Annotated in this window: 17 protein-coding genes; 8 read left to right on the top strand and 9 right to left on the bottom strand. The window is 38.6% G+C overall.

Translation table 11 applies throughout. The features are described from left to right. Positions 1-19: 19 nt before the first annotated feature. Both ACXAG7_RS12550 and trkA read right to left on the bottom strand, forming a co-directional pair. Positions 20-1,519, bottom strand: coding sequence for a TrkH family potassium uptake protein (locus tag ACXAG7_RS12550; protein ID WP_408042995.1), 1,500 nt, complete (start codon positions 1,517-1,519; stop codon positions 20-22). Further along, entirely contained in the window at positions 1,519-2,865 is a 1,347-nt protein-coding gene (gene trkA, locus ACXAG7_RS12545; RefSeq protein WP_476666989.1) for a Trk system potassium transporter TrkA, read from the bottom strand. The genes ACXAG7_RS12550 and trkA overlap by 1 nt, the downstream gene beginning before the upstream one ends. A gap of 95 nt (positions 2,866-2,960) precedes the next feature. Here trkA and radC point away from each other — a divergent pair, with 95 nt between their 5' ends. Genes radC through ACXAG7_RS12530 form a run of 3 tightly spaced genes read left to right on the top strand, consistent with a single transcriptional unit; the run spans position 2,961 to position 5,881 of the window. Beyond that, a complete protein-coding gene (gene radC, locus ACXAG7_RS12540) occupies positions 2,961-3,647 on the top strand; it encodes a RadC family protein (RefSeq protein ID WP_476666988.1) in 687 nt (228 codons plus the stop codon). Positions 3,648-3,671: 24 nt separating this feature from the next. Next, positions 3,672-4,979 (top strand): polysaccharide deacetylase family protein, encoded by a 1,308-nt coding sequence (locus ACXAG7_RS12535; protein WP_408042998.1) that lies wholly within the window; start codon positions 3,672-3,674, stop codon positions 4,977-4,979. Continuing rightward, positions 4,976-5,881 (top strand): GNAT family N-acetyltransferase, encoded by a 906-nt coding sequence (locus ACXAG7_RS12530; protein WP_476666987.1) that lies wholly within the window; start codon positions 4,976-4,978, stop codon positions 5,879-5,881. Before ACXAG7_RS12535 ends, ACXAG7_RS12530 begins: the two co-directional genes overlap by 4 nt. Here ACXAG7_RS12530 and ACXAG7_RS12525 read toward each other — a convergent pair. The 5 genes from ACXAG7_RS12525 to ACXAG7_RS12505 all read right to left on the bottom strand — a co-directional run bounded on the left by ACXAG7_RS12525 (position 5,853) and on the right by ACXAG7_RS12505 (position 10,729). Further along, positions 5,853-7,118, bottom strand: a complete 1,266-nt coding sequence (locus tag ACXAG7_RS12525) for an MATE family efflux transporter (protein ID WP_476666986.1) — start codon at positions 7,116-7,118, stop codon at positions 5,853-5,855. The two genes, ACXAG7_RS12530 and ACXAG7_RS12525, sit on opposite strands and share 29 nt — an antisense overlap. Continuing rightward, positions 7,096-8,244: a glycosyltransferase gene (locus tag ACXAG7_RS12520; RefSeq protein WP_476666985.1), complete on the bottom strand. Its 1,149-nt coding sequence runs from the start codon at positions 8,242-8,244 to the stop codon at positions 7,096-7,098. Before ACXAG7_RS12520 ends, ACXAG7_RS12525 begins: the two co-directional genes overlap by 23 nt. Before the next feature lie 106 nt (positions 8,245-8,350). Further along, positions 8,351-9,118, bottom strand: coding sequence for a hypothetical protein (locus ACXAG7_RS12515; protein WP_476666984.1), 768 nt, complete (start codon positions 9,116-9,118; stop codon positions 8,351-8,353). Beyond that, complete coding sequence (locus ACXAG7_RS12510) at positions 9,060-9,647, bottom strand: hypothetical protein (protein ID WP_476666983.1); 588 nt, start codon at positions 9,645-9,647, stop codon at positions 9,060-9,062. The genes ACXAG7_RS12515 and ACXAG7_RS12510 overlap by 59 nt, the downstream gene beginning before the upstream one ends. Before the next feature lie 62 nt (positions 9,648-9,709). After that, positions 9,710-10,729 (bottom strand): helix-turn-helix domain-containing protein, encoded by a 1,020-nt coding sequence (locus ACXAG7_RS12505; RefSeq protein ID WP_476666982.1) that lies wholly within the window; start codon positions 10,727-10,729, stop codon positions 9,710-9,712. 223 nt (positions 10,730-10,952) lie between these two features. Between ACXAG7_RS12505 and ACXAG7_RS12500 the strand changes: the two genes are divergently transcribed. The 4 genes from ACXAG7_RS12500 to ACXAG7_RS12485 are packed head-to-tail and all read left to right on the top strand — an operon-like array spanning position 10,953 to position 14,347. Then, positions 10,953-11,630 (top strand): YjjG family noncanonical pyrimidine nucleotidase, encoded by a 678-nt coding sequence (locus tag ACXAG7_RS12500; protein WP_408043005.1) that lies wholly within the window; start codon positions 10,953-10,955, stop codon positions 11,628-11,630. A gap of 37 nt (positions 11,631-11,667) precedes the next feature. Then, on the top strand, positions 11,668-12,219 hold the full coding sequence (locus ACXAG7_RS12495) for a hypothetical protein (protein WP_408043006.1): 552 nt from the start codon (positions 11,668-11,670) through the stop codon (positions 12,217-12,219). After that, positions 12,219-13,595: a DUF5723 family protein gene (locus ACXAG7_RS12490; protein WP_476666981.1), complete on the top strand. Its 1,377-nt coding sequence runs from the start codon at positions 12,219-12,221 to the stop codon at positions 13,593-13,595. Before ACXAG7_RS12495 ends, ACXAG7_RS12490 begins: the two co-directional genes overlap by 1 nt. After that, positions 13,595-14,347 carry a hypothetical protein gene (locus ACXAG7_RS12485; protein WP_476666980.1) on the top strand — a complete coding sequence of 251 codons (753 nt, stop codon included), beginning with the start codon at positions 13,595-13,597 and terminating at the stop codon, positions 14,345-14,347. Before ACXAG7_RS12490 ends, ACXAG7_RS12485 begins: the two co-directional genes overlap by 1 nt. A gap of 36 nt (positions 14,348-14,383) precedes the next feature. Here ACXAG7_RS12485 and ACXAG7_RS12480 read toward each other — a convergent pair whose 3' ends face one another. Continuing rightward, positions 14,384-15,655, bottom strand: a complete 1,272-nt coding sequence (locus ACXAG7_RS12480) for a replication-associated recombination protein A (RefSeq protein ID WP_476666979.1) — start codon at positions 15,653-15,655, stop codon at positions 14,384-14,386. A 120-nt stretch (positions 15,656-15,775) separates the two neighbouring features. Between ACXAG7_RS12480 and ACXAG7_RS12475 the strand changes: the two genes are divergently transcribed. Next, positions 15,776-16,555: a rhomboid family intramembrane serine protease gene (locus ACXAG7_RS12475; RefSeq protein ID WP_476666978.1), complete on the top strand. Its 780-nt coding sequence runs from the start codon at positions 15,776-15,778 to the stop codon at positions 16,553-16,555. Between the two features lie 20 nt (positions 16,556-16,575). On the opposite strand, the gene rlmB is transcribed toward ACXAG7_RS12475, so the two are convergent. Then, complete coding sequence (gene rlmB / locus ACXAG7_RS12470; protein WP_476666977.1) at positions 16,576-17,313, bottom strand: 23S rRNA (guanosine(2251)-2'-O)-methyltransferase RlmB; 738 nt, start codon at positions 17,311-17,313, stop codon at positions 16,576-16,578. Positions 17,314-17,341 lie beyond the last annotated feature (28 nt).

Raw genomic sequence — 17,341 nt, 5'->3', positions numbered from 1 at the left:
TGTATATCGTTGACGAGTACTAATTTTTTCTCCAGAAGAAAGGAGTGAGTAATATCAGTACTGTAAATAATTCCAGTCGTCCTATAAGCATGAGAAAAGAACAAAACCATTTTGCACTATTTGACAAATGGGCAAAATTATCTACCGGACTCACACTACCGATAGCAGGACCTATGTTTCCTAATGAGGAAGCACAAGCACCCAGAGCCGATTGAATATCTAAGCCCATAAAAGCTAAGGTTACTGTTCCTAAAATGAAGATCAACATATACAAAATAAAAAATGACAATATGTTGAAAACAATCGTTTGAGAAACGGCCTTACCGTCGTAACGCACAGGTATGATTGCATTGGGATGCAACGACTTTTTGAATTCTAAAAAGCTGTTTTTTAGCATGATTATATGACGTACAATTTTCACTCCTCCCGAAGTAGACCCTGCCGATCCACCTAAAAAGAACAATGCGAAGAAAACACCAGTGATAAAAAAGTTCCACATGGTAAAGTCTGCGGTGACAAATCCGGTGGTGGTCATAACCGAAATTACAGAAAATAGACTGTGACGAAACGCACTTTCCGTCGCTCCTAAAACTTTAGGGTGGGCAATAGACGTTTGTAAGTGAGGGTCTTGGAAAAAGAGAATTCCCAAGGCGACAATCACACTGATTCCGATCACACTAAACAAATAGTATTTAAACTCTTCATTCTGAAAAACGCGCTGAATCTTACCTTTTAAAGCAAAGTAGGTCAATACAAAATTGGTCCCTGCAATAAACATAAAGGCAATAATGATATATTGGATCGCCGGCATGTGATTCCAGTGGGCTACACTCGCATTTTTAGTAGAGAATCCTCCTGTACTCACTGTAGCCATGGCATGGTTAATAGCGTCAAACCAAGTCATCCCTGCAATTTTCAACAAAAAGAACTCTACAAAGGTCAAGAGCACGTATATTAACCACAAACGCTTGGCGGTATCCGTGATCCTCGGGTGTAATTTATCTGCCGATGGTCCTGGAGCTTCTGCCATAAATAACTGCATTCCTCCAATACCCAGTAAAGGGAGTATGGCGATGGTCAGGACTATAATTCCCATTCCACCAATCCAGTGCGTGGCACTACGCCAGAATAAAATTCCTTTCGGCATCGATTCAATATCGGCCAAAATTGAAGAACCTGTGGTCGAATATCCACTGATGGTTTCGAAAAAGGCATCGGCAACACTCGGTATAGAACCCGTGAGTAAATAGGGGAGCATACCTGTGATTGTAAGCATTAACCACCCGAAAGTTACAATGACATAACCTTCTTTCTTTTGAATGTTTTTTGAGATTGGCTTGTTAAAAAAATACAGCAACAAACCAATTGAAATGGTAATAATTCCCGCATTTAAAATACCGAATACTGCGCTGTCATCAAAATACCAACTAAATGGGACGGCAGTCCACATAAACAAACCGTTTAGGACGGCAGTGACCCCTAAAAATCGGTAGATGAGCTTAAAATTTAAGTTTTCCATTAGTTAAACAAATCTTCTACAGTTGAAATTGCTTCGGGTAAGCAAAATACGATGGCTTTGTCTCCACTTTGTAGTTGGAAATCACCGAAAGACATTAAGGCTTTCTCATCTCTGATAACCCCACCAATAACGGCTTCGCGAGGGAAACGCAATTCTTTAATTACTTTTTTGGTTACTCTAGCACCAGGCTGTACCTCAAATTCGAATACCTCAGCATCAATGTTGTGCAAATTGGCAAGTGCTAAAATTTCCCCCTTACGTATATGTCGGAAAATATTACTGGCGGCTATTAGTTTCTTATTGACCAATGTATCAATACCTATGGTTTGAGAAATATTGATATAGTCCATATTCTCCACCAAAGCAATGGTTTTCTTTACGCCTTTTGATTTGGCTACAAGACAAGACATGATGTTTGTTTCTGAATCTCCGGTTACGGCAACAAAAGCATCCATTTCGCGGATGTTTTCTTCTTCGAGGAGTTCCAATTCACGACCGTCACCAAATATAACTAAGGTGTCTCTCAAGTCTTCAGCCAATTGAAGTGCTTTGGTTTTGTTTCGCTCAATTAATTTTACTTTGAAATCGTCTCTACAGAGGTTGCGTGCGGTTTTCTTCCCAATACTACTTCCTCCTAAGATCATGACATTTTTAATGTCTATATGTTCTTTACCGATAATGGGGTAGAGTTTGTTAATACTGTATTTGGGAACTGAAAAGTACACCTGATCATTGAGCTTGTACACCGTATCTCCTCGAGGAATAATGGTTTGACTAACGCCCTCACGCTTGATGGCAATGGTAATAAAGTCGACCAAACAAAACTTGTCTTTGGCTTCCTTAACGGTCAAATCCAGAATTGGAGATTTGTAGCCTAAAGTGGTTCCCATGATATTGAAAACACCATTTTCAAAAGCAACAGTGTCGTTGAACGAAGATTGATACAACAGTTGTTTTATTTCTTCCGCAGCGAGTTCTTCGGGCGAAATCATAAAATCAACACCGTAATCTTTAAAATTGATCACATCGTTCTTTAAAAATTCAGGATTGTTAATACGCGCAATCGTCTTCTTGACTCCTAAGGCCTTCCCAACTACCGATATGGTAAAATTGGTGTTCTGGCTTTCCGTTACTGCCAGCAATAAGTCGGCACTTTCTATCCCAATTTCTTTGAGTAGTTGGATAGAGGTTGCATCTCCTTTTTTGGTTATTACATCTAAATGGTTATTGATGTAATTTAATTTTTCCCCGTTAAAATCGATAACGTAGGTGTCTTGCGATTCGTATGATAGCAATTTAGCCAAATGGAAGCCAACGTCTCCGGCTCCGGCTATGATAATCTTCATAAGTAAAAATAAAAAAGATAGGGTACAAAGATACTGTGCTCGTTTGGGTTGTGCAAAAATTGAAGTATATTTATGAGACTTATAAGTATTTGGCTATGGAAAAATTATCGATTAAAGATTGGTATGAAGACGATCGTCCTCGTGAGAAATTGTTGTTGAAAGGAAAAGAACACTTGTCTAACGCTGAATTGTTAGCCATAGTACTGCGGATTGGAGGAAAGAATGAAAGTGCCTTGGAATTGGCCAAGCGTTTGCTGGCTACCGTAGATAACGATCTACAAAAGTTGGCACAGCGCACAGTTGTGGAACTCATGCAACTCAAAGGAATTGGAGAAGCCAAAGCCATTAGCTTAATTAGTGCTTTGGAATTGGGTAAACGACGAATTCACGAAGAAGTAGGCTTGCCGATGTACATCAAAAGCGCCAGTGACGTGATGCGTGTAATGGCCCCTAAAATAAGTGATTTGAACGTTGAAGAATTTTGGGTGCTCTACGTAAATAATTCAAATAAAATCCTGATGGAATACCTCGTAAGTAGAGGTGGATTAACAGCTACCTTAGTGGATATCCGTTTAATTATCAAGCATGCAGTGGCTTTGAATGCTATCGGAATTGTGCTGTGTCATAACCATCCCTCCGGAAGAGTCTCTCCCAGTACAGCAGACAAACAATTCACCGCCAAAGTTAAAGAGGCTTGCAAATTGTTAGATTTAAGATTACTGGACCACGTTATAGTTGCGGAAAAACTGTATTTTAGCTTTGCCGATGAAGGTTTGTTATAGCCTTGTTATTTTAATTGAAATGGAATGCTGCTAGTTTATTCGCACACGATTACTCCGAGAGTTCGTTATATTTTTAAACATTTACTGACACGTATACTTCAAATTCCGATTGACTTTACCAGTAGAGTAGAGGACTTTGTGGCACACAATGGTCCGAAGTTTTCCTATACGAAAGTTGCGCTGGGAAAAGAATTTTTCGTGAAAAGTCATGATTTATTGTTTCAACAAGGTGTACGCGATGTAGAGATTCATGTACAACGTTGGGATCGAGTGCCCTGTTTCTTTTTACAAGGGGCGAAATCGGACATTCCTTTTGATATTTTTGCAGCGAGCTTTTATCTGATTTCTCGGTACGAAGAATATTTACCTCATATCAAAGACCACTATGGCCGTTTTGAGGCAGCAGAGAGCATTGCGTTTAAAGAGGGGTTTTTAGAAAAACCAGTGGTAGATATTTGGGCTTTCAAGTTCTTAGCGGAGTTGCAAAAACGATTTCCAGACTACCAGTATACAAAACGTCAATATCAGTTTATTTCTACGATTGATGTAGACAATGCCTTTGCGTATAAGCACAAAAGTTTTATCCGTACTCTTGGTGGATTTCTAAAGGATACGTACGAATTGAAAATATTTAATTTGTGGGATCGCTTTGCAGTTCGATTTAATATAAAAAAGGATCCTTTTGATACCTTTGATCGCATAATTCGCCTAAAAGCTGAGCACGACGTTCGAACGGTTTTTTTCTTTTTGATTGGCGATTATACTACGTACGACACCAATGTATCGGCTTCGAAAACAAAGTTTAAGTTATTGATTAAAGATATGGTTGATTATGCTAGGGTTGGATTACACCCTTCTTTTTATACCATGCACGATCTCGATTTACTTAAGATGGAAAAGGAACGTTTAGAGCAAATTACAAATTTGCCAATTAAACGATCAAGACAGCATTACCTGCGTTTTTCACTACCCGATACCTATCAAAAACTCATTGATTTGGAAATTACTGAAGACTATTCAATGGGGTATGCCAGTCATGCTGGATTTCGAGCGAGTACTTGTACACCTTTCTATTTTTACGATTTGGATTTTGAAATACAAACGCCATTGAAAGTATTTCCTTTTGCCGTGATGGATACTACTTTGAATGATTATATGAAGCTTACACCTAAGCAGGCCCTCGGTAAAATACGAGATTTAAAAAATGAAGTAAAGCAAGTACAAGGTGTTTTTATAACCTTATTTCACAATGAGAGTTTGAGTGGTTACCTGCGCTGGCGAGGTTGGTCAAGGTTATACGGTTCTATGTTAAAAATAGCGAAAAGAGGATGATTCGAAAAGTACAAAGAGCAGCGTTGGATGAGGCAAAATACAATGCCTGTGTAGAAGAGGCCATGCAATCATCAATTTTTGGCTTTTCTTGGTATTTAGACCAGGTAGTGGAGCAGTGGGAAGTATTGGTACTTGATGATTATGAGGCAGTGATGCCCATTCCGAAACGCCGTAAGTGGTTTATTTCTTACGTGTATCCGCCCTTGTGGTTAATTCAATTAGGAATCTTTAGTAAAGTTGCTGTTGATGAGAACGAGTTTTTGATTGCTTTGTTCGACGATTATCGCTTTGTGGAGCTCCGATTAAATGCAGGGAATCATCCCAGTTTTTTTAAAGAGTACCAAAAAGACAAGACGTTGCAAATATTGTCGTTGTCTCCTTCTTATGAAGCGTTGTTGGCGAAATACAATAGAAATCGAAAGCGAGAACTACAAAAAGCAGTAAAACACGATCTGACCGAAAAGTGGTCCGATTCTCCACATGCCTTAATACAACTTTTTGAAAAAAACGTCGGCAAAAGAGTTCGCCACATAAAAGCGGAAGATTATCAGCGTTTATTGAGGTTGATGCAGCATTGTTTGGCAGAGAAGAAAGGTGAATTGTTAACCGTGTACGACAAGGATAATGAGTTGGTTGCAGGAGCGTTTTTCCTTAAACACAAAAAGCGCGTTACTGAACTTGTCTGTTCTTCTGATTTTTCAAATAGAAAAAACGGAGCGAACACGTTTATGAATGATCGCGCTATTTTTAGGTATCAAAAGCATTTTGATGTTTTTGACTTTGGAGGTTCTTCAATGCCAGGTATTGCTAAGTACTACAAGAGCTTTGGTGCTAAAGATGAGCATTATTATCAATTGCACTACAACGAACTTCCTAAGCTTTTGAAGTTAGTGAAGTCCTAATTTGCTTGTTGTAATTATAGTAAAAAAGCCAAGCACTGGCAATTCCAGTAAACCACATAATGCTCGCGGTGGTAATAGCGGCACCTAGTATATGATAGCGAGGAATTAAATAGTAGTTAGAAAGAAGATTGAGACTAATAGCGATAAGCGTAAGGTAGTAATTGGTTCGTGCCAGTCCAATCGATGACAGCAAGTTACCAAAAAGACCTCTCAAAAGCAATATTCCGCAAATTCCAAACATTAGAATAGTAAAGCTCGTTGCGTATTGATGGAATTGAGGATCGAACAACCTCAAAAGGGGAATTCTGAATAGATAGGTTCCAAAGAAAAGCACTGTACTTATGATAGTAAAGAGTTTTAGGTAAGAGTAAATGTAGTTTTTAGTTGCTTTATGATTGTAAATGTTCTCGGTAATACTCACAAAATCGGTGGTCATAAATACCCTAGGTAAAAACAATAAACTAAAGGGGATTAACGAGAGGTATCTGTACAGTGTTACCATTTCTGGATCGTGTAGTAATTCCCCTAAGAGTAACATGTCTATAGAAAAGAGAAGCATGGTGGCAACGTTGGAGAGTGCTGCGTATATTCCGAACGACCAAAAGCCTTTGGTAGGCACGTATTGAGCAGTTTTGAATACATTGTTAAAGTCACGCGTATAGAAGCCTAGGGTAAGGCTGGGTGCTATAACAAATGCTAATAGGTATCCTTGAATCGACCAAAATACACTGAACACAGCAATGCACAGCAGTAGTAACAATTGATACGTTCCTTCAATAAAGGCAACGCGTTTATTGTCGTGCGCTAGTCGTGCTTTAATTTTAAGTATTTCTATAAGGAATAGCAAAGGCAAACTCAATAAAAAAAAGAGCAAGTGCTTTGCAACAGAATCCAATGAAAACGGGATAAAAAAAGCGATTAAGCCCACGAAAAAAGCCAAAACAACAGATGCTTGTACGCCCTTTTTAACGACGTAGTGCAGCAGTGCTGAACGTTGCGAAGCATCGCTTTCTAAGGCGCCATAGCGTATGTATCCTTGGTGTAGCCCGAGACCAATTAGGGGCGTAATAAAACTGAAAATGGTCCAGGAAAACAAGACGGTTCCCAAAGCTTTGTTGGGTAAGAGTTGTAGCGCCAACCAAGAGCCCACAAACGAAAAAATCCTAGCGAGCACAGTAATCCCAAAGATATAGGCTCCTGCTCTTTGAAGAAAGTTAGTTAGATAGGTTCGCAGCATGAGACAAAGATGAATAATAGAGTTCGGTAAACTGATTCGCAATACTTTGATAACTAAAAAGGCGTTGGGCATAAGCGTGCATAGCACGCTGCTGTTGCGAACTGACAGGTTTGAAATGACGTAAGAAATCTAACAGCGCAGTTTCGTCATTTACTGGAATCAACTGACCGAAGTTTTCCGGGAAAAATTCAGAGATACCGCCTACATCAGTGCTGATTACTGGAGTACCACAAGAAAAACTTTCCAAGATAACACAAGGAAGGTTTTCGTAGTTGCTAAACAAAACGAATACATCTGACGATTGTAGAAATTCTATAACGCGCTCGTGTGTTACGTGATCGTGAAACTCTATATAAGGAGTCAACTGTAAGGAGGCGGCTAAAGATTGGTAACGAGTGGAATTTTCGCCTACCAAAAGGAGTTTGAAATCAGTCCTGTAAGAGCTGAGTTTATCAAGTGTTCGCAGTATTCCTGATACGTTTTTGTGTGCATCTAGCATGCTTGAAATATGCACGAGTGTCAATTTGGAATTCACTGATTGCTTTGGAATAAAACGATCGGTATCAACCACATTGGGGACCGGACAATAACGTCCTTGTAAGCCCAATGCGCGCATACTATTTTCCAAATCCTTGGAAACTGGACAAAGGTAGCTGGCCTTTTTTGCGATGTGTTTTGAGAGTAGTAGTTCTGGTAACTTCAAAGCTTTTGAAAGGGGGGCATGGTAGCCTGTCCAATGCTCTGAGATGATAAATGGAATTTTATATTTAAACTTAAGATACAGGGCTAATAGGCCGAAAGGGTATAGTTTATTGACGTGAACTAGGTCAAAGCTTCCTATTGTAGTCAATAATTGTTTAAATGCTTTAAAAAATAACTGTCCTTTTTGAATGCGAGAAGGTGTTTTTTTTAGATATGCGATATAGCTGGTTACATTATTGCTAACATTTCGTTCAATGCTAATGTCTTTCTTCGCATCGGGGTCGGTAATAATGTGGAGCACACTAACGCGATGGCGCAAACTAACAGCCTGTGCGTGACGTTCTATAAAATCACCGTTGTTGGGTAGGACCTTTGACGGATACCAACCACATAAAAATAAGATATGTAATCGTTCAGGATGCACGCAGTTATTTTTAAAGGAGCTAAGATAGTAGAATATATTAAGAATAGTAGCGATTTTCAATTTGGAACAAGTCCTAACTATAAGGCTATGAGGTGATCGTGAATAATTAAAAACGATATCCAATAGCCAAGCCCCCTCGTTGTATTAAATCTGGGGAGTTGGTGTTGTAGACCAGCGGTCTGCCAACGCCTAATGAGATGGTCACTGTGTATTTGTTAAAGGGATTCCACTTGTAACCCAACCCCAAACCTAAACCGACATCAAAATAGTCAGAGGTATTTTCTCTGATTTTAGATGTATCATAAAATGTTCCCGAAACGGCTTTAATAAAGAGCTCTGTATAGAACCCGTAGCCTTTGAAGCGCGGTGGATTCAATAGGTATAGCCTCAAGAAAGGCGTCCAAGCAAATACTTGATGATAGTCGACCGTTGTATGAAAATTTACCAATACAGAACATCCGTAACCAATGTTCTTAGGACTTATTCGCTCGTAAGAGAGTTCAATGGCGCTGTACAGAGCCAAGTCAAAGGCGTCGATGTTAAATTCGTTGTATTTTGTGGATTGCGAAGAAAATTCATCTGTGAGTTTTTGTGGGGTAGTACCCTTTAAAGCCTCTTGAGCCAGTAAGCTGCTCACCTGAAAATAAAGTAAAATATGTAAGAGTCTGAATACCGAGTTCATGATAAAAATAGTGTAATAATTTGATTGAAAATGTTTAGAAGCGTGGAGGAGTTGTTTCCTAGAAATTGCCTGTAAGTAAAAAGAAGGGAAGAGAAGTAATGCAGGTGAGTCTCCTCCCTTCCGATAGTGTTCGTTAAAAGCGATAACCCATTGAAATTCCTCCTCGATACAGTTGTTGAGGTGAGTTTTCACTAAAACCGAGGCTTCTACCGCCTCCTAAGGAGAGTTCTACAGTAAACCCGTTGTCATGTACCCATTTATGCCCGACAACAATACCTAGTCCTGCTTCAAAGTAGTGCTGTTTTGGATCCATGGTGTCAAATAGGATTTTGAATTTGCGTTGATTTCCAAAAGCAAACTTTCCGAACAATTCGGCAAAGAATCCTTTAGCACCATAACTTTCATCTGAAAAAAAGTACATCCTAAAAAAAGGAGTAAAAGCAAAGTCTTCGTTGTAAGCTAGGGTATTGTCAAAATTCACGAGTACGGACAATCCATAACTAAATTCATTCCTGGTGATTCGTTCGTACGACAAATCCAAGGCACTTCGAAATGACAAATCGAAAGCGTCTATTTTAAGTTCGTTTTTTCGCTGCTTAATAGGTTTGCGTTGTTGTTTTTCGGGCGCTTCACTTTTGGTGAGTTTTGCTTCTTGTGATTGAACAGTGATTACCGAGATTAGTAATAGGACTGACAGTGCAATTTTGAATAGTGTTTTCATGAGTATTGTTTTGAGGCAATGTTACTCGTGAAAATTGAGTTCCTTGTCTGAAATATGTCGGTTTAGAGATTTCCGGATAGGTTTGCTGGATTTGGGACTTCCGTATTTTTGACGTGTTCCCTGTATTCAGTGGGGGTTTGCCCGGAATGTTTTTTAAATGCAGTATAGAAGGTAGATTTGGAATTAAAGCCGGATTCTAAGGCAATAGAGGTAATGGTATAAGCACTGTAAGTTGGATCTAAAAGTAATTTTTGAGCGTAGGCAACTCGGTAACTGTTGATGAGGTAATTGAAATTTGACGGACTGTGCTCATTAATCAACTTAGACAAAGAACTCGTACTCATCACTAAATCATTTGCGAGGTTTTCGAGGGTCAACTGGGTATCTAAATACCTTTTGTTATCCAGTATGAAGTGTTCTACCTGTTGAAATTTATCCGATTTTTGATCTTTTGAACTCCCTAAGGTGACGGTAGAATTCCTCAAATGCTTGCGTTCTTCGGTCTGACGGATAACGAAGAGCGCTTGGTAACCGAGCCAATAGATGAGTAAAGTAGTCATCAATCGTAAAGGAAAGTGAAACTCGAGTACTTGCTTAAAATTGAATACGTATTCAAAAGAGAGGGCAACAGCCCATAAAATATAGGAAACTCCAGCGATTAGAATAAAGGTTTTTAGCCAGTTGAGGTTGTCGTAGGAGAGGACCTGTTTTTTGAGAATTTCTTTGGTATATATGAGTTTGCTAGCATAGCCAAAAATGCTAATGGATACTAAAAAACTAACCGTTTCTTCGATGGTTGTGTATCGTTCGTAGTGAAAAGCGTAGTTTGCAATTCCCAGTTCGCGAATTTGGAATAAGTATATCCCCTGAAATATTACTGAGATGATAAAAGCGACAACAGAAGCTTTAAGGATGAGCAACCTGTTATTGAGTTCCAAATAAATACAAAGAAAACTGATAAATAAAGGAGCAATCAAAAAATGCCATGGAAATTGAAAGTACTCTAAATAGCTAATTTGTAAGCTGTCTTGTTTGGCAAGTAACCACGATTGTAAGTTGTTAAGAGACAAACAGACAATCATTAAGTTTAAAAAAAGTAAACTTTTACTCGTAGTTTTTTTCTTCTGATAAAACAAAAAACTACTGAATATGAAGCCATGAATGGCACTAACAATCAAAAATAAGTTAAAAAGGGTATCCACAATTGTTAATCATTTTCAGCACACAAGATACTATTCGTATGTAAAATGTGAAAATATTAGTTAAAATAGTTTTTTTACGCTAAAAACCCTTTAAATTTGGAACATGATGATTAAACACCTTTTTTTTGATTTAGATCATACGCTATGGGATTTTGAAAAGAACTCTGAACTGACGTTTAAACAAATATTTAAAGAACGTGACTTTCCATTGGACTTCAACTTGTTTATGGACACTTATCGTCCTATTAATTTGGAGTATTGGAGGCTGTTTAGAGATGATAAGATTTCTAAAGAGGCGTTGAGATACAGGCGCTTGAAGGATAGTTTTGACCGTTTGAACTATGAGGTTTCAGATGAGGATATCCAACAAATTGCTATTGATTATATAGATTATTTACCAAACTATAATCACCTTTTTGATGCTGCTATTGAAGTATTAGAATACTTGAAAAAGTCCTATGAATTGCACATCATTACCAACGGATTTGATGAAGTTCAGAAGCGGAAACTGGAGTCTTCTGGAATTGCTGAGTTTTTCACCGTAGTGGTGACTTCTGAGAGTGTGGGGGTGAAAAAACCCAATCCGAAGGTTTTCGAGTTTGCCTTGGAACAAGCAAATTGTGAGCCGTCAGAAGCGATTATGATTGGAGATAGTTATGAAGCTGATGTGTTAGGAGCCTTGAATGTGGGCATCAAAGCCATTCATTTTTCAGATGAAGAACCGGCAGATACCTCGGTGATTGCGGTGAACTCCTTACCGCAATTAAAGCAATATCTTTAAAGTTAAATCGTTCCCTATATAACCCTATTACAGAATTATGACAAAACCATTTTTACGAGTTCTAGTGCTGATTATTATGGCTATAAGTACAGTTTCTTGTGTACAAGAGCTCGATTTTGATCAGGCCGATAGCATCGTGTTGAAGCCAACTTTTACAGCCTCTTTGGCGTTTACCAAGTTAGACCAAACTTCCTTTGTCAATGCGGCAGGAGTAGAGGTGAGAACTATTACAGACAAAACCAGATTCGAATTGTTCGAAAATTCTGCTGCCGATGAAATGGAAAAAATCGATATCGATTTTGAAATTACCAATCCATTTAATCGACGTTTTACCTTGGATTTTCGATTTTTAGATGATGCTGATAATGAAACGTACCGATTAAATCAGTTAGCAATAGCCGAAAATGTAAAGGATTTTAAGCATAGAGAAGAAATTTTACTCACTCCAGGTGCTAGTATTTTCGGGTCTCGAAAAATTGAGGTGACACTTACTTTAATCCCGAGTACAGACGGATCAATCATAAATATTAACGAACGTAAAATATTTACGTTTAAATCAGCAGGAACTTTTTATTTCAACATTGACTAATGAAAAATAAATTAATAGCTCTTTTTTTTGGTGCTATGGGGCTTGTTAGTGCCTATGGACAAAATAAACAAGTACTCTACGGATTTGATGAGTTACCACAAACATTATTGTTGAATCCAGGAGCAAACGTAAGTTACAAGTATCACGTGGGAATACCGTTACTATCGGGGATTTCGTTGCAAACAGGGATGACGGGGATTACGCTTTCTGATTTGTTTTTGAAAGACGGAGTAGATTTTAATGTCAAGTACCGCAATGCTTTGAATAACATTACTACGAACGATTATATTCAAATGAATGTTCAAACAGAAATCCTCTCAGGAGGATATCGTTTGGATGATAGGCATTATTTAACAGCCGGTTTTTATACTGAGTTGGATGTTTTTGCGAACATTCCTAAGGATATACTTACATTGATAAATGAAGGGAATGCTTCGAATTTAAATAAGAGTTTTTTACTTTCTCAAGCCAATGTGAAAGCAGAAGCCTTAAGTGTTTTGCATTTCGGAATTAGCAGAAAAATTAACCGCAAACTTACTGCAGGAGCTCGATTAAAGATTTATTCGGGAATTATGAATGCTATGAGTACGAACAATTCAGGATCTTTTTCAACGCGTCGAGGACAAAATAATATTTACACCCACTATCTCAACAACGTGGATATCCGAGCGTATAGTTCTGGATTGTATAACGAGAATGATGAAGGAGTTGGTACTAGTGCCGTTTTAGGAAGGTTGTTTTTCGGAGGGAATTTAGGACTGGGACTTGATTTAGGGATCACCTATAAATTGGATGCCCAAACCGAATTTTCTGCAAGCATACTCGATTTAGGGTTTGTTAATTACAGCAAAGATGTTAGGAATGGTCAAATAAAAGGAAGTTATTCCTTTTCAGGAATTGAGTTTCAATACGATTCTTCGTCAACAGATTACTGGGAGAACCTAAACAACGATTTTAAAGCGAAGGTTCCAAGTGAAGAAAATAGAGAGTCGTATACGGTAGCCCGTCCTGTAAAGTTTAACGGATCAGTTAAGCACAGTTGGGGGAGGACGCGACGTGAGGAAACTTGTTATGATATGAGCTACGAAGACTATTTTGACAATGCGATAGGAGGACAGGTATTTGTAGTAACACGACCTACTGGGCCTAAATTCGCCTTGACTGGATTTTACGAGAAGCGCTTGTTGAAAGGACTCGCGGGGAAAGTAACCTACACCGTAGATGATTTTTCGTATTCTAATGTAGGACTAGGAGTTTCTGCAAAAATAGGAAAAGTGAACATGTATACAGCCATTGATAATATTTTCCAATTACCTAATTTGGCATCGGCAAACAACGTGGCTTTTCAGTTAGGATTTAACTTACTATTTAATTAATGAGAATAAAATTTATACCTGTACTCATGGGACTTCTGTGTTCCTTAAGTACGTTGGCTCAAGAAGAAGTGACGAGTTATAAGTATGTTATTGTACCCAAGCAACTCGATTTTGTTAAAAAACCAGATCAGTATCAAACGAGCTCCCTCACAAAATTTTTCTTTGAAAAATTGGGGTATACCGTTTTTTTTGATACCGATAAATTGCCAGATGAAATTTCTAATAACCGATGTAAATCGCTCGTAGCGAATATCAAGGATAATTCTGGTTTGTTTAAAACCAGAAGTGTTGTCGAGCTTCGTGATTGTCAAAATAGAGTACTTTACAAGTCTGCAGAAGGAATGAGTAGGCAGAAGGATTATAAAATGGCCTATAATGAAGCGATACGCAAAGCGTTTCGCAGTATGAAGGAAGTGAAATACAATCCGAATTCAACAGCAGCAGTTGCTAAGCCTGCTGAATCCGTAACCGTAGCTGTTGCCAAAGAGGTGATGCCGGAGACTAAGGAGAAGGAGCAAGTAAATAAAGCGAAACCCGTGAATAGTTATGAGCTAAATCAAACCGATTTTGGCTATGTGGTAAAGGATGCACAAGGAAACGTAGTATACCGCTTACTAAAAACGAGTCGTGCAGATTTGTTTTTGTTGAACTCAAAAAAGGGAATGGTGTATAAAGAAGGAGTTTTATGGTTTGTCGAGTACTACGACAGTACTGGTAAGCTAAAGAAAAGTCATCTTCCGATAAAACTATAAAAAAAAGCAGTGAGCGTCCGTTCACTGCTTTTTTTCTTAATAATTGTATTTCGTTTTCCAGCGATCTTTCAGTTGGTTTCTAAACTGTTGCTCTCTGCTGTTCTGTCCAGGTTCGTAGAGTTTGGTGTTGCTCAGTTCATCAGGCATAAATTCTTGAACTACAAAATTGTTAGGGTAATTGTGAGAGTATTTGTATTCCTTACCGTAATTTAAGTCTTTCATAAGCTTGGTAGGAGCATTGCGGAGGTGTAGTGGAACCGGAAGGTCTCCGGTGGCTTTAACTAAGCGCTGTGCCTCTCCTATAGCCATGTACGAAGCATTGCTTTTAGGTGAATTGGCTAGGTATATTGCACATTGACTCAAAATGATACGAGATTCAGGATAACCGATGACAGCAACCGATTGAAAAGTGTTATTTGCGAGTATCAAAGCGGTCGGATTGGCATTCCCGATATCTTCAGAAGCCAAAATAAGCATGCGACGAGCGATAAATTTTACGTCTTCACCTCCTTCGATCATACGGGCTAACCAATACACGGCTGCGTTGGGGTCACTACCTCGTATTGATTTGATAAACGCGGAAACGATATCGTAGTGTTGTTCTCCTGTTTTATCGTATTTAACCGTGTTTTTTTGAATTTTTTTAAGTACCAACTCATTGGTGATGACAATTTCGTCTTCCGGGGCAACGAGTAAGTCAAATATGTTCAAAAGTTTTCGGGCATCCCCTCCAGATACTTGGAGTAGGGCGTCTGTTTCTTGTAAGGTAATTTTTTTGGTAGCCAGTATTTCATCTTTTTCCATAGCTCTATGGATGAGTGCAATCATGTCATCTTTGTCAAAAGAGTTGAGTATGTACACCTGACAGCGTGAAAGTAGGGCTGGAATTACTTCAAAACTCGGGTTTTCTGTCGTAGCACCTACCAAGGTTACCCATCCTTTTTCAACAGCTCCTAAAAGAGAATCCTGTTGTGATTTGCTAAACCTGTGAATTTCATCGATAAAGAGAATCGGGTTTTTGGCTGTAAACAAGCCATTGTGTTTTTTTGCCCTGTCAATAACTTCCCTTACGTCTTTAACCCCTGAAGAAATCGCACTGAGCGTATAGAACGGACGCGCTGATTCTTTAGCTATAATATTGGCCAAGGTCGTTTTTCCAATGCCAGGAGGTCCCCATAAAATGAGTGATGGTATAATTCCGTGTTTGATGTGATTGGTAAGGATACCATCTTTCCCAACAAGGTGTTGTTGGCTAATATAATCGTCTAAAGATTGAGGTCGAATTCTTTCGGCTAATGGTTGTGACATGATGTGTAACGTTGGTAGTTCAAAATTACTAAAATCTCGTCGTACCTGAAATGTTCGACTGCAGATTCTGCCATTTTTGCGCTTCTTGTGTTTTGGACTTGTTTTTGTATATTACTAATTATGGAAAAGCATAAGACAGAAACTATTGCAAAACGAGTATATACTATCCCGTTAATACTAGTACTGAGTATCTGGTTTATTTACTGGGTTGAAATTCGTTTTGGACTAAATTTTAATAAGTACGGAGTACTTCCAAGGACATTTAAAGGTTTAAGAGGCGTTGTGTTTAGTCCTTTTATTCACAGTGGTCCTAGTCACTTATTTAACAATTCTGTGCCCTTATTTGTACTCTCGTCCATAGTCTTGTTGTTTTACAGATCTCTGGCGATGAAAGTATTTCTTTTAGGAGGGTTGTTTACAGGATTGCTCACTTGGATAATTGCGAGTGAAGCCTATCACATAGGGGCCAGTGGTTTGGTATACCTACTATTTAGCTTTAGTTTTTTTAGCGGTTTGATACGCCAACACTTCCGATTGATGGCGGTTTCATTTGTGATAATATTCCTGTACGGAAGTATGGTGTGGTATGTATTTCCCATCAAAGAGGGCATGTCGTGGGAAGGACATTTATCCGGTTTTATCGTGGGTGCTGTGTTCGCTATGCTGTATCGTAAAAAGGGAATGGTACGTGAAAAATTTGAATTTTCAAGAAATGAATTTGACGACATGTTTGATGAAGAAGGCAATTTTGTACCTCCACCAATACCGACCAACGAGGAACCAGAAGCTAACTTAGAAGCTGAAGAATCACCTACAGAAGAAAAGAAGGTGTCAAATACAACGAACGACATTGCGTATCGTTATGTCTATAAAGAAAATAAAAAGCCAAAGGATTTGTAATTCTTTGGCTTTTTTTAAGGTTATAATCGTTGTCTTACTGCTTCGTATAAAAAGGCTCCACAAGCTACGGACACATTTAAAGAAGAAATATCTCCCTGTAGCGGTAATTTGGCCTTATGGTCAACCATTTTTAATACTGAATTACTGACTCCTTTGTGTTCAGATCCCATAATAATAGCTGAACCTTTGGTGAAATTGACATCGTAAACAGAGGCTTCTGTCTTTTCTGTTGCTGCTACCAGTTGTATTCCGGCTGCTTGAAACTGGAACATGGCGTCTTTAATGTGATCTACCTTACAAATGGGTACTCGAAAAGCCGCTCCGGCTGATGTTTTAATCGTCTCTGCATTTACGGGAGCGCTACCGCTTTTTTGGATCACGATACCACTAACTCCGGTACATTCAGCAGTACGAATGATAGCTCCAAAATTTCGCACATCAGAAACTTGATCCAGTAACAAGAAAATAGGTGTATCCGTTTTCTCGAGCGTAGTTTCAAGTAGACTGTCTAATTCGTGAAATGCTACTGGAGAAATTTTGGCAACTGCGCCTTGATGGTTGTTGTGTTTCGAAAGTCGATCTAACTTTTCAGTGGGCACCATACTCACGGAAATTTTGTGTTTTTTCAAAAGTTTTTCTAATTGAAAAAACAATTCCCCTCTCAATCCTTTTTGAAGGTATACTTTACTGATGGCCGAACCACTTTCAATAGCCTCAATGATGGCTCTAATCCCAAATATTACTGTATTTTCTTGCATGGGACAAAGGTAGCACTTTTCTCATAAA

It is taken from the genome of Tenacibaculum sp. AWR4_210, from assembly GCF_056160945.1.
The sequence above is the reverse complement of the archived record's forward strand: the minus strand, read 5'-3'. Positions and strand labels throughout refer to the sequence as shown.

Coding starts and splice junctions, on each gene's coding strand:
- ACXAG7_RS12550 (WP_408042995.1), bottom strand. CDS start 1,519: ATGGAAAACTTAAATTTTAAGCTCATCTACCGATTTTTAGGGGTCACT.
- trkA (WP_476666989.1), bottom strand. CDS start 2,865: ATGAAGATTATCATAGCCGGAGCCGGAGACGTTGGCTTCCATTTGGCT.
- radC (WP_476666988.1), top strand. CDS start 2,961: ATGGAAAAATTATCGATTAAAGATTGGTATGAAGACGATCGTCCTCGT.
- ACXAG7_RS12535 (WP_408042998.1), top strand. CDS start 3,672: ATGCTGCTAGTTTATTCGCACACGATTACTCCGAGAGTTCGTTATATT.
- ACXAG7_RS12530 (WP_476666987.1), top strand. CDS start 4,976: ATGATTCGAAAAGTACAAAGAGCAGCGTTGGATGAGGCAAAATACAAT.
- ACXAG7_RS12525 (WP_476666986.1), bottom strand. CDS start 7,118: ATGCTGCGAACCTATCTAACTAACTTTCTTCAAAGAGCAGGAGCCTAT.
- ACXAG7_RS12510 (WP_476666983.1), bottom strand. CDS start 9,647: ATGAAAACACTATTCAAAATTGCACTGTCAGTCCTATTACTAATCTCG.
- ACXAG7_RS12505 (WP_476666982.1), bottom strand. CDS start 10,729: ATGATTGTCTGTTTGTCTCTTAACAACTTACAATCGTGGTTACTTGCC.
- ACXAG7_RS12500 (WP_408043005.1), top strand. CDS start 10,953: ATGATGATTAAACACCTTTTTTTTGATTTAGATCATACGCTATGGGAT.
- ACXAG7_RS12495 (WP_408043006.1), top strand. CDS start 11,668: ATGACAAAACCATTTTTACGAGTTCTAGTGCTGATTATTATGGCTATA.
- ACXAG7_RS12490 (WP_476666981.1), top strand. CDS start 12,219: ATGAAAAATAAATTAATAGCTCTTTTTTTTGGTGCTATGGGGCTTGTT.
- ACXAG7_RS12485 (WP_476666980.1), top strand. CDS start 13,595: ATGAGAATAAAATTTATACCTGTACTCATGGGACTTCTGTGTTCCTTA.
- ACXAG7_RS12480 (WP_476666979.1), bottom strand. CDS start 15,655: ATGTCACAACCATTAGCCGAAAGAATTCGACCTCAATCTTTAGACGAT.
- ACXAG7_RS12475 (WP_476666978.1), top strand. CDS start 15,776: ATGGAAAAGCATAAGACAGAAACTATTGCAAAACGAGTATATACTATC.
- rlmB (WP_476666977.1), bottom strand. CDS start 17,313: ATGCAAGAAAATACAGTAATATTTGGGATTAGAGCCATCATTGAGGCT.